This window comes from Methylophilus flavus, from assembly GCF_042678905.1.
Taxonomy (GTDB): Bacteria; Pseudomonadota; Gammaproteobacteria; order Burkholderiales; family Methylophilaceae; genus Methylophilus; species Methylophilus flavus.
In genome coordinates this window covers 353,672-367,122 of the sequence record NZ_JBHTLN010000002.1, presented here as the reverse complement: position 1 = coordinate 367,122, position 13,451 = coordinate 353,672, and the positions used below count along the sequence as shown (strand labels likewise).

Sequence of the window (13,451 nt, the reverse complement as noted above, 5' to 3'; positions counted from 1 at the left end):
GAATTACCTTCCCTTCCGGATACCGGCCAGCAACACCAGGAAAAACGGCGCACCAAGCAAGGCGGTGAAGATACCCACCGGAATTTCGGCTGGAATGGCCACGGTACGCGCAGCGGTATCTGCCACCAGAAGAATAATGGCACCGACCAGCATGGACAATGGCGCAAGACGCCGCTGATCAGGCCCTATCACCAGCCGTACAATATGGGGAGCCACGAGGCCGATAAAGCCTATCATGCCGCACCAGGCGACGGCAAAGCCACACAATAAAGCGACCAGTGTAATGACCCGCGCACGCAGATGACGTACATTGACGCCTACATGTGCTGCGGTCGCTTCGCCCAATGCCAGGGCATTCATCTCGTTCACCAGGCGGCGTACATACCAGATGGCGGCTAACAGCAATGCCAGTAATGCCAGCAGTAAGGGCCAGCTGGCGCCAGCCAGTGAACCTAAGGTCCAGAAGGTCAGGCTTCGTAGTTGTTCATCGGTCGCTAGGTAAGTACATAAGCCGATCACCGCCGTAGCCAGGGCATTCAGCGCAATACCTGTTAGTAACAGCCCGGCTATTGAATCAGCCGTTAACCAGCGTGCGATAGTATCTAAAAGAAAACACACACCGATCGCGCCGGCAAAAGCCGTGACCGGTAGTATCCAGTAGCGGAGTGAAATGGGGATATGGATATCACTGTTGGCTAATAACACAATGGTCAAAGCCGCAGCGCAAGCCGCACCGCTGGTGACGCCCAGCAAACCAGGGTCAGCCAGAGGATTACGGAATAAACCTTGAGTCAGCGCACCAGAAAGCCCCAATGCAGCCCCTATCAGTGCAGCAAAGAGGATACGCGGCAGGCGCAGATTCCACAGCACATAGGCGCCGCCGGTCAGCGGCTGGTCATCGCCTGCTTGAAGCAGTGCCAGCCAGTCGGCAGGCATTACATTCACTGCACCCGCCCATGCTGCTACCCAGATACAGGTAATCAGGGCCACCCATAAAAACAAAGCTGGCCGATGCATCAGGCCAGCTGTTAAACGTGATGCAAACGGCATCACGTTGGTTGAGGCACTCATCCGTTCATCGCTTTCAGCAGTGCGTTATCCAGTGCTGCGACGGCCTGCGGCAGGCGCGGACCAAACCCCAGCATAAACATGGCCTCTAGCGAAGCAATTCGGCGCTTTTGCCCGGCGGGCGTTTGCGCCAGGCCAGGCAGTTTCAACGCACCATCAATGCCGCCGACCACTTCCAGCCCTTGATCGGTAAACAATACGATATCCGGTTGCGCAGCGATCACGGATTCAGGCGTCAATGGCTTAAAACCATTAAATCCCTGTACCGCATTTTGTGCGCCTACATAATGCATCATCGCTTCAGCACTACTGCCTTTGCCGCCGACCATGATCTGGCTTGGGCTATGCGACAACACAAATAGCACGCGCGGAGTTGGCGTCTTGCGCACAATAATCGGCTCGCGCACTTTCTGCCAGTCCGCTTTCATTTTTTCCACCAGCTGGCTGGCTTGTGCGGGGCGGTCTATCAAGGTGCCGATGCGGGTAACCCGATCCAGCACACCTTCAAATTTATCATTGGCTGGTAACACGGTGACCGGCACACCCGCGGCATTGATTTGCCTTAAAACAGCTGGCGGCCCTGCATCTTCAGTCGCCAGCACATGGTTGGGCGCCAGTGCCAGTATGCCTTCACTTGATAACGTTCTGGCATAACCAACGCTAGGCAGTTTTGTCGCGGCTTCAGGGTAAAGCGAGGTGGTATCCACGCCGACCAATTCATTCTGCGCACCCAGCGCATAAATGATCTCGGTCAGGCCACCCCCGATACTGACAATGCGTCTTGCCATTTTTTTCTGGCTCTCAGCGGCCCAGACCAAAGTCTGTGGCAGGCAGGTGGCAGCGGCCAGCGCCCCCATTTGCAGGAGAAATTTACGTCGAGCCGATCTAGATGACGATGGTGATGATTCTAAATCATGCATAGGGTTGTTTAATTCAGACATGGTTCATGATCCTCGAGCAGCGTTTCTACCAGTGCACGCCACTCGGCAAGTTCAGGCTTACCAGGTTTGCGCTCACCGAAGAACATGGCAATCACATTGCCATCAGCGTCAAACAGTTCCAGCGCAGTGACCAGGCCATCTACGGTTGGTTTGCGTACGACCCAGGCACTCGCAATATGGTCTTCACGCAAATGCAGGTTAAAGCCCGGGTCCAGCACATTCAGCCAGGGACCCATCACCGCCACTTTTTTAACAATACCGGAATGAATCTGCACCATGCCAGGGTTAGCGACAAAGATCATCAGGGCAACGCCTTCATTGGCCGCAGCTTCCAGCACCTTGCGTGCGCTTTGCTGGTTTACCTGCTGCACATACTGCTTTTCGGCAAGCCGCATGCTTTGCAGCCGCGAAACGCCGTACTGCTTAAGTAAACCAAAAAAGTCGTGCGTGTCTTGCAGAGCGCGCCATGCAGCTTGAAATCCTGTTACATCGATTTCGCTATCAGCTTTATCTACTGGCAGAGGCGGAGCAGGCTCGGTGGTAATACCGGGTTCCTGGTTCTCATCGGCAAAGTGTTTGACAAAGGTTTTATAAGCCTCTACATCGCTTTGCGGTTTAAGAAACGCCTTGTGAATGGCAGTGCCTTGCGCGTCAAAAAACTGCAGACTTTGCTGAACACCATTATCGACCATCTCAGACACCGCAAATCCATGCGCCCAATGGCTGTAAAACGCACGCAAATCAATATCACCGCCGAGCACCAGCCCGACGTGCCCGGTGTCGCTTACATTTTTGTAAACACCGGTTTTTTCATGCACACATGAAATATTGCGCGTCAGGGCCATCACTTCGCCGAGCGGCTCAAGCGACTTGATCAATGTTGGCCAGTCAGTTTGCAGCTGGGTGGCTTTGAGTAACGAAGCCTCTTCTTGTAGGCCGGCATGGGCAGCTATCAGCGCACCTTCGGATATTTGTAATTTTTCAGCAATATCGCGATGCCGTTTCCCGGCCTGGCGTTCTATGCCAAATTGCTCACGTATGGTGGCGAGGCTTTTACTCATTGGAAAATCAATCACCGTTATGCCAGTTCATCCAGTTTTTGTTGCGCAGTTGCGTCTGGCGCTGCATGGCCCTGGTCATTGCGATGGGTAATCTGTAATAAATCCTGGCCATTCAGGTGGTAGGCCTTTGCGAAACCGGCCACATAACTGCCGTGCGTAGGGGTTAATTCCACCATATGGAAATCGGTCAGCTTACCAATCGCATCCATAAAATTGCCAAATTTTTCATAGAAAAGCGCCATCACCTCATCAAATCTGGCTGAACTACGCTCAACTTCCTGCGCAGTGCATTTGAATACCAGGCGTTTTCTGGCAAACAGGTGACCGGCGTCTTTTTCACTCTCAACAAACATCGCGGAACACAGGCCGGTTTCGCGCAAGTTGGCACAATGCGTCGCCAATTCGCTCACATAGATATAAAACCTGTTATCACATTCAACATAAGCAGCATAACTAGCCTCAGGTACACCCTGCGCATTGACAGTCGCCAGCTGCACCGTTTTAAAAAGACCTTTGAACGCAATGGCTTCTTCGCCCACTGATTGAAGTTTTTCCTGATCGGTCATCTTATTTCCTTAAAATACATTAATTACAGAGGCATCGATGTGGTGACAAAGGCTGCGGGAGTAATGGTTAAGCACAATAGTCATGCGCGCTTTGATTCAGATTATTTATGTTGCACTAAAGCCCTAAAATCTGACAGACGAGCTGTTGCTAACGATGGGCAGTAATAAATTCTGACAAAGCCTATTCTACATGAGAAGCATTCCCATTTTCAAGTAGCTCGCATTAAACAGGGACTGTCTTTGCCATAGTTAACATGCAGTATGCGCCAAAAAATGCAGGAACCATAGACGCAGACGATCGTGAAAATACCTATCACATATGTCACTGGAACTGTTCCAGACAATATGAAGCTATACAATCCAAGACAAGTGGCATAAAAAAACTCCGCTACCTAGACGGTAGCGGAGTTTTCTAATACTGGCTTTTGATTAACTAAATAACAGCTTAGATCAATTTCAGCGTGCCCTTCATCAAGGCAGCATGCCCAGGGAATGAACAGAAGAATACATAGTTACCAGCAGCATCCAGCTGGGACGGTGCGAAAGAAGTACTTGCAGTCTCACCACCACCGATGACAGTCGTTGCGGCCACAACGCGCGGATCCTGCGGTTTCACATAGGATTGCGCTGCACCTGCTTTACTGCCATCCTGCAACACGCCTTGCTCATCCGCTTGCTTGCTCACAACCAGGTTATGACCCATGATAGTTTTTTTCATGGCGCCTGCATGCTTGAGGTTAATCGTGAATGATTTACAGGCTTTTGGCACAGCAATTTCTTTCACGCTGAATGTCATCTGGTCTGTGGCATCTACACTCACATCACATTTATCAGCCGCTTGCGCAGGTTGTTGCAGCAAACAGATTGCGCTACCGGCTACAGCTAGTAATTGTTGCCATTGTGTACGTTTCAAATTCATGCTTTCTCCGTTTCATCCATAACAAAAAATTTAGCTGGCTACTGAAGTTTTCACTCTTTGGCTGGCTGGGCTTTAAAACTGCCTCAAGAAAACTTAGTTCAGGCAATATTAACTTTTTCAGCCTTTCGCGCATTCGCGCGCGGCTTTATCCAATAGTAATAAGCGGCTATCACTATCGGTAACGCTACTGCAGCATCAGACATCAACTCGCGTGTATCGTCCACTAGCAAGGCGGTCAGCAAACCGGTGAAAGACACTATCGCAATCACCGTTGGCCATAAAAAAATTTTTGTTAATGACTTATTCCGCATGAATACACACTCTATCTGGATATTTTGCTTGCTGGCATTGATTGATCAAACCGATTATGAGATAGCTTTATGCAATATCGGGCGCGCACTTGTCACTGGAAGGTATTGACGCCGTTTTTTCCACCAAAGTTTCAAGCCGGTCCATAAAACGATAATGCTCAGCACGTCTAACACAGCCCAAATCCACTTCAGGCTCATGCCGCCGTAATCACCAAAATGCAACGGTTGCGAAACCAGTAATGCGACCAGGTACCATGGCAGAGGGCGGCTGTCGGTTAAGGTAGCGTTTTGTGCATCGATCAATACCGGTTTAAACAAGCGCTTGGTAAGCGGGCTGTCGCCACGCATAAAAATGCCATAATGGTGCTGGCTGGTGTAAGCCGTCCCTGGGAAGGCAATAAACCCTAATTGCATGGCTGGTTCAGCTTTCTGGGCAACCTCAAGCGACTGCTGTAGCGAAGCGAATTGTGTTGGCGGCGGCAAGTTTTTATAAGGCGCAATCATTTGCGACATCTGGTCAAATTGCCAGTATTTCACCAGCAGGTCTGACCAGGCATTGATGACGCCCGTGGCGCCCACCACCAGAAACCAGCTCAGGGTGACGATACCGAGCATATTATGGATATCCAGCCGCTTGAGTTTTTCACCACGCTGGTGGCGGACCTCACCGAACGCCAGCTTGCGCATGAACGGTGCATAAAGGACTATGCCTGAGATAATCGCAATCACCAGCAGAAAGCCCATCAATCCTAAAAACAGCATGCCTGGCAAACCTGCAAACAGATCGACATGCAATTTGAAGACGATATACATAAAGCCTTCTTCTGCTGGTGGTTCGCCCAGTACTTTTGCCGTACGGGCATCCATCACTACGTATTTAAAACCACTGGTGGCATCTGTGGTTTTGGCCATGCTGATGGTCCACTGCAATGGCTCATCATCATCGCGGTACATGTACAAAGGCACAAATCCGGGATTCTGTTTTTTTGCTGTCGCCAGCAGGCTGTCCATACTCGCCATAGCCCCGTTGTGCTGGATATCCGGGGTGGCTATATGATCGCCCAGCCAGTCATGGATTTCATGGCTGAAAATCAGCGGCAGGCCGGTCAGGCACAGCAATAACATAAAGACTGTACAAACCAGGCTGGACCATTTATGGATCCAGGCCCATCGACGGATAGATTGCTGTGTCATAGTCAACGGCTTGAAATTCTATTTACTGCTGTGGCTGGCTGACAAAACCAACTTTTTTCATACCCGCTGTCTGCGCTTGTGCCAGTACTTCAGCCAGCACCTGGTAACGGGTATTTTTATCGGCACGTATCTGCAACTCAGGCTGCTCTTTTTTCACGCTTTCGTCTTTCATGCGCGTTACCAGTGTTGCCTGATCAATTTCCGTATCGTTCCAGAACATCTTGCCATCGCCATCCACTGCAAGGTCTATCACTTCCGGCTTTTCTTCAAGCGGCTGTGAAGTCGCCTGCGGCAGGTCAATCTTCACTGCATGTGTCAGCAAAGGTGCAGTAATGATAAAAATCACCAGCAGCACCAGCATCACATCGACCAGTGGCGTAGTGTTGATCTCGCTCATCGGCTGCGTGTGCTCGCCTGCGCTGAATGGATTGTGCCCTATCATGGATTGCCACCTTTATTCACTACCTTGGCGTGAATGTCTGTCACATTGGCTGACTTGCTACCGAGCTTTATCATAAGCGGCGCCCCCGTCGTCAGCAGCGTATGCAGGTCCTGGGCAAAACTTTCCAGTTCGGCCATAATGCCGCGATTTGCTTTGATAAACGCGTTGTAAGCCAGTACTGCCGGAATCGCCACTGCCAAACCGATCGCCGTCATGATCAACGCTTCACCGACTGGCCCTGCCACTTTATCAATGGTGGCAACGCCGGATTGTCCAATGGCTGTCAAGGCGTGATAGATACCCCACACCGTACCGAACAAGCCCACAAACGGCGCAACACTGCCTACCGAGGCCAATACTGACAGACCACTGTCCAGGGTTGCCTGCTCCTGCGATAAGGTACGGCGCAATTGACGTGCGATAAATTCATCCTGGCTGCAAGCAGCGCCCAGTGATTGGGCAGCATATTGCTGATGGTGCTGGGTCGATTCAACTGCAGTCTGCGCCAACCTGTATGCAGGAGAAGGCTGCCTGGATTCCTGTAATGCCTCTTGCAAGGTCGCTTTACGCCAGAACTGACGCACATAAGCACTGACCTCACGCTTATGTTTGAATACCTGCCAGGATTTAACCACCACAAAATACCAGCTCGCAACCGACATGGTCAGCAAAATCAGCGCAACAAGCACTGACACAACGCCACCTTCAGTGATAAATGCCAAACCGCTCGTAGATTCCATTAAAAAATTTCCTTTCCGATCAAACTTATATATTTAAATGAGCTATTTAATTGAGTGTAAACGCCAACGGCACAATGACATAGGCACTTAATGTTTTACCGCCTTTACGCGCTGGCTCAAACCGCCATTGCTTTACCGCATTCATTGCAGCTGTATCCAGTCGCTCAAAGCCACTGCCTTTTGAGATTTCTACTGTTTCCGGGCGACCATCAGTCGATACCAGCACTTTTAACAATACACGGCCTTCTTCACCGGCACGCTTAGCCATCTTGGGATATTCCGGGGGGGGATTGTTGAGATAGGCCACGCCAAACTTGGGCGGCTCCTCTTTTTCTTCTACCACTTCCTGTTTTGGCGGGGCAGCTGGCGCAGGGGCAGGCTTGGCAGAGGCTGCTGCCGGAGCTTCCATAGGCGGGGCGGCTGGTTCTGTGCTGGCCTCGAAACGTGGCGTATCAGCAGTCGGCTCCACGATACGTTCAACCACCGGGGTTGGCCGCTCAACGGGTTTGACCGGCGTCTCTTTCGGCTTGACGACTGGTTTTTCAACAGGCTTTTGCTTAATGATAGGCACCACTTCAGGCGCAGGGGCTTCTTCTTTTTTGGCAGGCAATGTAATCAGGGAGACGGTCATTGGCTCCGGTTTTGGCGGGATGACTGGCGCTACCGTATGGATAAACATCCACCAGATGAGCGTCGCATGTAACAGCACGACTGCCAGCAAGCCTGCCCATGACCAGCGCTGCTGCTTGTCATAGTTCAGCCATGCCTCAGTCGCCAATGCGGGCCAGCGGAAAACACCAGCCAACGGCTTGGGCTGACGATGATGCAGACTCATATCAGGGGCCTTGGAAGCTTGCGCCCGCACAGGCCTTAAAGGCAAGCCTGTTATAGATTCACGCTGAAACATCCACACTCATCCTCATACTTATAAAAATAGCTGAAAAGCAGTTAATGCGCATCATTATCATATTAGTTTACTCAAAATCCGGCATTTTGAGTTTATAAAAAGCATTTTGTTATTATGACTTTATGGTCACAATTGAGGCAATTCACAGACAGTTTATAGGCCCTTATTCACTCAGGGTGAAAGCAGCAATAAACCACCAGGAAATAAATCAGATGATAAATAATGATAAAACCGATATTTGCCATTGCACCATGACAATGATCAGTATTGATTTGCTTAAGTCTGCTGCACTTTAATATTAGCGCACATTAATATTAGCGAATATTAGCGCACGACAACTTAATCAAATGAGTGGCGTCGCTACCAGGCAAGATGATCATTTCTGCCATCTCCCAACAATTGCCAGGCATCAACCCCGCTAACTGCAATTCCAATCGTCCTGCAGCGCATAGTTTCCGCTAAGGCTAAAGACATTGGTTGCAATTAGTTATTCATTCCTATATGATTGGACCCCAAAAAAAAGCCGACTTACATGCAAAAGCACAGCGGCATCAGATTTCAAGGAACACCCTTACCAGGGGTAATTTGGCGCATAAAAAACAACGCCTATTTGAGCAATGACATGTTGGGGTTAGGAGCATTGCTCAAACTCTTTATTCGAGCAGCCTCAGGGCTGCTCGAAGCATTTCTTAAACGCGGTTAGCGTAATATTCAACAACCTGCTGAACATCCAGCGGGAACGGTACGTCATCAATCGATGGCAAATGTCCGACTTTCACAGAAGCAGTTGTCGAATCAACAGACACCCACTCAGGAATCGCCAGGCTTGGTGTTGCCAAAGCTTCAACCACCATCGGAATCTTGCGGCTTTTCTCTTTCAACGTCACGACATCACCCACTTTCAAGCGGATAGATGGAATGTTTGCTGATTTACCATTCAGCAAAATGTGACCGTGGCTTACCAATTGGCGAGCTGCGATACCTGTTGGTGCAAACCCTGCGCGGAACACAACGTTATCTAAACGGCGTTCCAGCAAAGACATCAATTTTTCACCAGTAGGCTCATTACCTTTACGGGCTTCCAGCATCAAACCACGCATTTGCTTTTCGCTCACGCCGTAGTTAAAACGAATCTTTTGTTTTTCCACCAATTTCACAGCAAAGTCAGAGCGACGACGACGCGCTGCCTGGTTGCCATGTTGTCCTGGTGGATTTGGACGGTTTTCAATAGACTTGCGTGACAAACCAGGTAATTCGATACCCAATGCGCGCATAATCTTTAGTCTTGGTCCTGTGGTTCTCATTGTTTCAAAGCCTTTCCTTTAAAATCTGAAGTTAAATATTAGTCGCTACTAAATTAGTGAACCCTATATTGTAGCGTATTATTGTAAAGTTGAAGAGGGGGTAACAAAATCCGTGACCTCTTGTTGCAAAGAAAATTCACGATGCGCCTGTAAAAGCGCCTGCCAATCCTGTAACAATTGCTTGGCTGCCGACTCAATCAAATGACTTTCCGCATACTCCGGCGCGTTTAATGTCTGCGCCAAACTGCATCCCAACAATGCAAGGTCCTCGGAAGGATTGATTGCGTAGCGGGTGGCCACACAACTTAACGATACAAGTACAGCGCTCGCTGTCGGTAAATCCGGATCAAACAAATCATTTTCCTTGATAGCGAATTCAGCTTGCATTGTTTTGTTAACTTTCCTCAATCAGTTCTCAAATGATAATGTTTCTCATTTAGGAAGTCAACAATTATTTGCAAACTCTTTTTTCGAGATAAACAAATAACTTTTTATCAGCCTCTTGCGACAACCCCGATAATCTTGACCAAATTAGTAAACCAAGCTAATGTATAGGGTTCAACATTAATTAGCATAATAATCAAGATTTTATGGACTCTTCAGCCCACTCTGCGACCGACACTCACGCCAAATCTATGACTGGTGCTGATATTGTCATCAACTGCCTGAATGAAGAAAAAGTCAAATTCGTCTTTGGCTATCCAGGTGGTGCTGTCTTGCATATCTATGATGCACTCTATAAACAGAATGGTTTCAAACACATTCTGGTGCGTCACGAGCAGGCTGCCGTACATGCGGCAGACGCCTATTCACGCGCGACAGGCGATGTAGGCGTTGCCCTGGTCACCAGTGGTCCAGGCGCCACCAATGCCGTAACCGGTATTGCGACGGCATACATGGACTCCATCCCTCTGGTTGTCATCAGTGGCCAGGTACCGGTACCTGCCATTGGCATGGATGCGTTCCAGGAAGTGGACATGGTTGGCATCACCCGCCCCTGTGTAAAACATAACTTCCTGGTAAAGCACGTTAAAGATATCGCGCCTACGATTAAAAAGGCGTTCTTTATCGCCAAAACCGGCCGTCCAGGTCCGGTAGTGGTGGATATCCCTAAAGATATCACTGCGCATATCGCAGACTTTATCTACCCGAAAACGGTGGAGATGCGTTCTTACAGCCCGATTTTGAAAGGTCACAGCGGCCAGATCAAAAAAGCGGTTAAATTGCTGCTGGGTGCCAAACGTCCGATGATTTATACCGGCGGCGGCCTGGTATTGGGTAACGGCTCAGCCGAACTGGTAAGACTGGCTAAAGCGCTTAACTTCCCGGTAACGAATACACTGATGGGCCTGGGCGGCTACCCTGCCACTGACAAACAATTTGTTGGTATGCTCGGCATGCACGGCACATATGAAGCCAATATGGCGATGCAGCACTGTGATGTGCTGCTGGCGGTTGGTGCACGTTTTGATGACCGCGTTATCGGCAACCCGAAACATTTTTCCGGCCAGAAACGCACCATCATCCATATTGATGTAGACCCTTCCAGCATTTCCAAACGCGTAAAAGTGGATGTGCCTATTGTTGGTGACGTACAGTCTGTACTCGCCGATATGGTAGAAATCCTGGCGCAGGAAGAAAACAAGACTACGGATACTGCCGACTGGTGGGATCAGATCAACGAGTGGCGTGGCGTGCAATCGATGGATTACACCTACTCCGATACCGTGATCAAGCCTCAGTATGTGGTTCAGAAGCTTTGGGAAGTGACCAATGGCGACGCTTATGTGACTTCTGACGTGGGCCAGCACCAGATGTGGGCGGCACAATACTACAAGTTTGACAAACCACGTCGCTGGATCAATTCCGGCGGCCTCGGCACCATGGGCGTAGGTTTACCATACGCGATGGGCTGTCAGTTTGCTGACAAACATGCGCAAGTAGCCTGTATTACCGGCGAGGGCAGTATCCAGATGAATATTCAGGAGCTCTCGACCTGTGCGCAATACGGATTGCCGATTAAGGTAATCCTGCTGAACAACCGTTACCTGGGCATGGTGCGTCAGTGGCAGGAGTTCTTCTACGAGAACCGTTATTCCGAGTCTTATATGGATAGCCTGCCGGATTTCGTGAAACTGGCGGAATCCTATGGTCATATCGGCATGCAAATCACCAATCCGGCTGACGTGGAAGGCGCATTGAAAGAAGCGTTCGCCAGAAAAGATAAATTTGTATTCATGGACTTTTTAACTGATCAGGCCGAGAACGTATTCCCTATGGTTGAGAACGGCAAAGGCTTGTCAGAAATGGTCTTAAGCCCATTGAGCGGTTCACGCCTGAAGGGAGAGAAATAATGCGCCACATTATCTCTCTGTTGATGGAAAACGAAGCCGGTGCCCTGTCACGTGTGGCAGGCCTGTTCTCGGCGCGCGGTTATAATATTGAATCACTCACCGTGGCCGTGACCGAGGATCCAACCTTGTCACGCATGACAATAGTCACCACCGGTTCCGATGATGTGATTGAACAAATTATCAAGCAACTCAACAAGTTGATTGACGTGGTCAAAGTGCTGGACCTCAACGATGGCAAGCACATTGAGCGCGAATTGATGCTGGTCAAGGTTAAAGCCACCGGCGTTTATAAAGACGAAATGAAGCGTATGTGCGACATTTTCCGCGGCCGTATTATCGATGTGGCCGACAACAGTTACACCATTGAGCTTACCGGCTCTTGTAGCAAACTGGATGCATTTATCGAAGCCATAGACCGCAGCGCGATTCTGGAAACCGTGCGTACCGGCGCGTCCGGCATCGGTCGTGGCGACCGCATCCTCAAAGTTTAAATACCCCTATTTCTTCATATATATACCAAAGCATTTGTATTGAAAGGCAAAAGCAGACATGAACGTTTATTACGACAAAGACGCCGACTTAAGCATCATTAAAGGCAAAAAAGTGACTATCGTGGGCTACGGTTCACAAGGTCACGCACACGCAGCAAACTTGCGCGACAGCGGTGTAGACGTCACTATCGGTTTGCGTAAAGGCGGCAGTTCATGGGCTAAAGCAGAAGGCGCAAAACACACCACACTGGAAATCGCCGCTGCAGTGAAAGAAGCTGACGTAGTGATGGTATTGCTGCCGGATGAGACCATGGCAGAAATCTTCCATGCTGAAATCGCACCTAACCTGAAAAAAGGTGCTGCGCTTGCATTTGCCCACGGCTTCAACATCCATTACAACCAGATCGTGCCACGCGCTGACCTGGACGTGATCATGATCGCACCAAAAGGCCCAGGCCACACCGTGCGTTCCGAATACCTGAAAGGCGGCGGCGTACCTTCACTGATCGCGGTTTACCAGGACACTTCCGGCAAAGCCAAAGAAATCGCACTGTCATACGCGGCTGCTAACGGCGGCACCAAAGGTGGCGTGATCGAAACTGATTTCCGTGAAGAAACAGAAACTGACTTGTTCGGCGAACAAGCGGTACTCTGTGGTGGTGCGGTTGAACTGGTTAAAGCCGGTTTTGAGACCCTGGTTGAAGCTGGTTATGCACCAGAAATGGCCTACTTCGAATGCCTGCACGAGCTGAAACTGATTGTTGACCTGATGTACGAAGGCGGCATCGCCAACATGAACTACTCCATTTCCAACAACGCGGAATATGGTGAGTACGTGACGGGCCCACGCGTGATCAACAGCCAATCCAAAGATGCCATGCGTGAGTGCCTGACTAACATCCAGAACGGTAACTACGCTAAACAGTTCATTCTGGAAGGCCGTACCAACTACCCAGAAATGACTGCACGCCGTCGTTTGAACGCTGCTCACCCGATCGAGCAAGTGGGTAACAAACTGCGCGCCATGATGCCTTGGATTGCGAAAAACAAACTGGTTGATCAATCTAAGAACTAATATTCTTGGTCAATTGATCAGGCCTATGGTTGTGTTTAAAACCCATTAAACCACCATAGGCAAAAAGCACAGGCCGAT

14 protein-coding genes are annotated in these 13,451 nt (G+C 49.8%); 3 read left to right on the top strand and 11 right to left on the bottom strand.

All coding sequences use genetic code 11. The features are described 5' to 3' along the window. Positions 1-3: 3 nt before the first annotated feature. The 11 genes from ACFQ2T_RS11760 to ACFQ2T_RS11710 form a co-directional block, all read right to left on the bottom strand. On the bottom strand, positions 4-1,071 hold the full coding sequence (locus ACFQ2T_RS11760) for a FecCD family ABC transporter permease (protein ID WP_379034634.1): 1,068 nt from the start codon (positions 1,069-1,071) through the stop codon (positions 4-6). Next, positions 1,068-2,009, bottom strand: coding sequence for a heme/hemin ABC transporter substrate-binding protein (locus ACFQ2T_RS11755; RefSeq protein ID WP_379034632.1), 942 nt, complete (start codon positions 2,007-2,009; stop codon positions 1,068-1,070). The genes ACFQ2T_RS11760 and ACFQ2T_RS11755 overlap by 4 nt, the downstream gene beginning before the upstream one ends. Beyond that, positions 1,997-3,070, bottom strand: coding sequence for a hemin-degrading factor (locus tag ACFQ2T_RS11750; RefSeq protein WP_379034630.1), 1,074 nt, complete (start codon positions 3,068-3,070; stop codon positions 1,997-1,999). The genes ACFQ2T_RS11755 and ACFQ2T_RS11750 overlap by 13 nt, the downstream gene beginning before the upstream one ends. 17 nt (positions 3,071-3,087) lie before the next feature. Beyond that, a complete protein-coding gene (locus tag ACFQ2T_RS11745) occupies positions 3,088-3,636 on the bottom strand; it encodes a HugZ family pyridoxamine 5'-phosphate oxidase (protein ID WP_379034628.1) in 549 nt (182 codons plus the stop codon). Positions 3,637-4,081: 445 nt separating this feature from the next. Continuing rightward, complete coding sequence (gene azu, locus ACFQ2T_RS11740; protein ID WP_379034626.1) at positions 4,082-4,555, bottom strand: azurin; 474 nt, start codon at positions 4,553-4,555, stop codon at positions 4,082-4,084. Positions 4,556-4,920: 365 nt separating this feature from the next. Continuing rightward, positions 4,921-6,060, bottom strand: a complete 1,140-nt coding sequence (locus ACFQ2T_RS11735) for a PepSY-associated TM helix domain-containing protein (protein WP_379034624.1) — start codon at positions 6,058-6,060, stop codon at positions 4,921-4,923. Between the two features lie 22 nt (positions 6,061-6,082). Beyond that, positions 6,083-6,502: an ExbD/TolR family protein gene (locus ACFQ2T_RS11730; RefSeq protein ID WP_379034622.1), complete on the bottom strand. Its 420-nt coding sequence runs from the start codon at positions 6,500-6,502 to the stop codon at positions 6,083-6,085. Continuing rightward, on the bottom strand, positions 6,499-7,242 hold the full coding sequence (locus tag ACFQ2T_RS11725) for a MotA/TolQ/ExbB proton channel family protein (RefSeq protein ID WP_379034620.1): 744 nt from the start codon (positions 7,240-7,242) through the stop codon (positions 6,499-6,501). The genes ACFQ2T_RS11730 and ACFQ2T_RS11725 overlap by 4 nt, the downstream gene beginning before the upstream one ends. Positions 7,243-7,288: 46 nt before the next feature. Continuing rightward, complete coding sequence (locus tag ACFQ2T_RS11720; protein WP_379034618.1) at positions 7,289-8,077, bottom strand: energy transducer TonB; 789 nt, start codon at positions 8,075-8,077, stop codon at positions 7,289-7,291. Positions 8,078-8,838: 761 nt separating this feature from the next. Then, positions 8,839-9,453, bottom strand: coding sequence for a 30S ribosomal protein S4 (gene rpsD / locus ACFQ2T_RS11715; protein WP_325240208.1), 615 nt, complete (start codon positions 9,451-9,453; stop codon positions 8,839-8,841). Positions 9,454-9,531: 78 nt separating this feature from the next. Next, positions 9,532-9,840 carry a hypothetical protein gene (locus ACFQ2T_RS11710; protein ID WP_379034616.1) on the bottom strand — a complete coding sequence of 103 codons (309 nt, stop codon included), beginning with the start codon at positions 9,838-9,840 and terminating at the stop codon, positions 9,532-9,534. Between the two features lie 203 nt (positions 9,841-10,043). Between ACFQ2T_RS11710 and ilvB the strand changes: the two genes are divergently transcribed. From ilvB to ilvC, 3 genes are read left to right on the top strand one after another with little or no spacing between them, the layout of a single operon-like run. After that, the gene (ilvB, locus tag ACFQ2T_RS11705; protein WP_379034614.1) at positions 10,044-11,807 is read left to right on the top strand and encodes a biosynthetic-type acetolactate synthase large subunit; all 1,764 of its coding nucleotides are present in this window, start codon (positions 10,044-10,046) and stop codon (positions 11,805-11,807) included. Beyond that, on the top strand, positions 11,807-12,298 hold the full coding sequence (gene ilvN, locus ACFQ2T_RS11700) for an acetolactate synthase small subunit (RefSeq protein WP_055828089.1): 492 nt from the start codon (positions 11,807-11,809) through the stop codon (positions 12,296-12,298). Before ilvB ends, ilvN begins: the two co-directional genes overlap by 1 nt. A gap of 58 nt (positions 12,299-12,356) precedes the next feature. Then, the gene (gene ilvC / locus ACFQ2T_RS11695) at positions 12,357-13,373 is read left to right on the top strand and encodes a ketol-acid reductoisomerase (protein ID WP_379034611.1); all 1,017 of its coding nucleotides are present in this window, start codon (positions 12,357-12,359) and stop codon (positions 13,371-13,373) included. Positions 13,374-13,451 lie beyond the last annotated feature (78 nt).

Coding starts and splice junctions, on each gene's coding strand:
- rpsD (WP_325240208.1), bottom strand. CDS start 9,453: ATGAGAACCACAGGACCAAGACTAAAGATTATGCGCGCATTGGGTATC.
- ilvN (WP_055828089.1), top strand. CDS start 11,807: ATGCGCCACATTATCTCTCTGTTGATGGAAAACGAAGCCGGTGCCCTG.
- ACFQ2T_RS11745 (WP_379034628.1), bottom strand. CDS start 3,636: ATGACCGATCAGGAAAAACTTCAATCAGTGGGCGAAGAAGCCATTGCG.
- ACFQ2T_RS11710 (WP_379034616.1), bottom strand. CDS start 9,840: ATGCAAGCTGAATTCGCTATCAAGGAAAATGATTTGTTTGATCCGGAT.
- ACFQ2T_RS11735 (WP_379034624.1), bottom strand. CDS start 6,060: ATGACACAGCAATCTATCCGTCGATGGGCCTGGATCCATAAATGGTCC.
- ACFQ2T_RS11720 (WP_379034618.1), bottom strand. CDS start 8,077: ATGAGTCTGCATCATCGTCAGCCCAAGCCGTTGGCTGGTGTTTTCCGC.
- azu (WP_379034626.1), bottom strand. CDS start 4,555: ATGAATTTGAAACGTACACAATGGCAACAATTACTAGCTGTAGCCGGT.
- ACFQ2T_RS11760 (WP_379034634.1), bottom strand. CDS start 1,071: ATGAGTGCCTCAACCAACGTGATGCCGTTTGCATCACGTTTAACAGCT.
- ACFQ2T_RS11730 (WP_379034622.1), bottom strand. CDS start 6,502: ATGATAGGGCACAATCCATTCAGCGCAGGCGAGCACACGCAGCCGATG.
- ACFQ2T_RS11750 (WP_379034630.1), bottom strand. CDS start 3,070: ATGAGTAAAAGCCTCGCCACCATACGTGAGCAATTTGGCATAGAACGC.
- ilvC (WP_379034611.1), top strand. CDS start 12,357: ATGAACGTTTATTACGACAAAGACGCCGACTTAAGCATCATTAAAGGC.
- ACFQ2T_RS11725 (WP_379034620.1), bottom strand. CDS start 7,242: ATGGAATCTACGAGCGGTTTGGCATTTATCACTGAAGGTGGCGTTGTG.
- ilvB (WP_379034614.1), top strand. CDS start 10,044: ATGGACTCTTCAGCCCACTCTGCGACCGACACTCACGCCAAATCTATG.
- ACFQ2T_RS11755 (WP_379034632.1), bottom strand. CDS start 2,009: ATGTCTGAATTAAACAACCCTATGCATGATTTAGAATCATCACCATCG.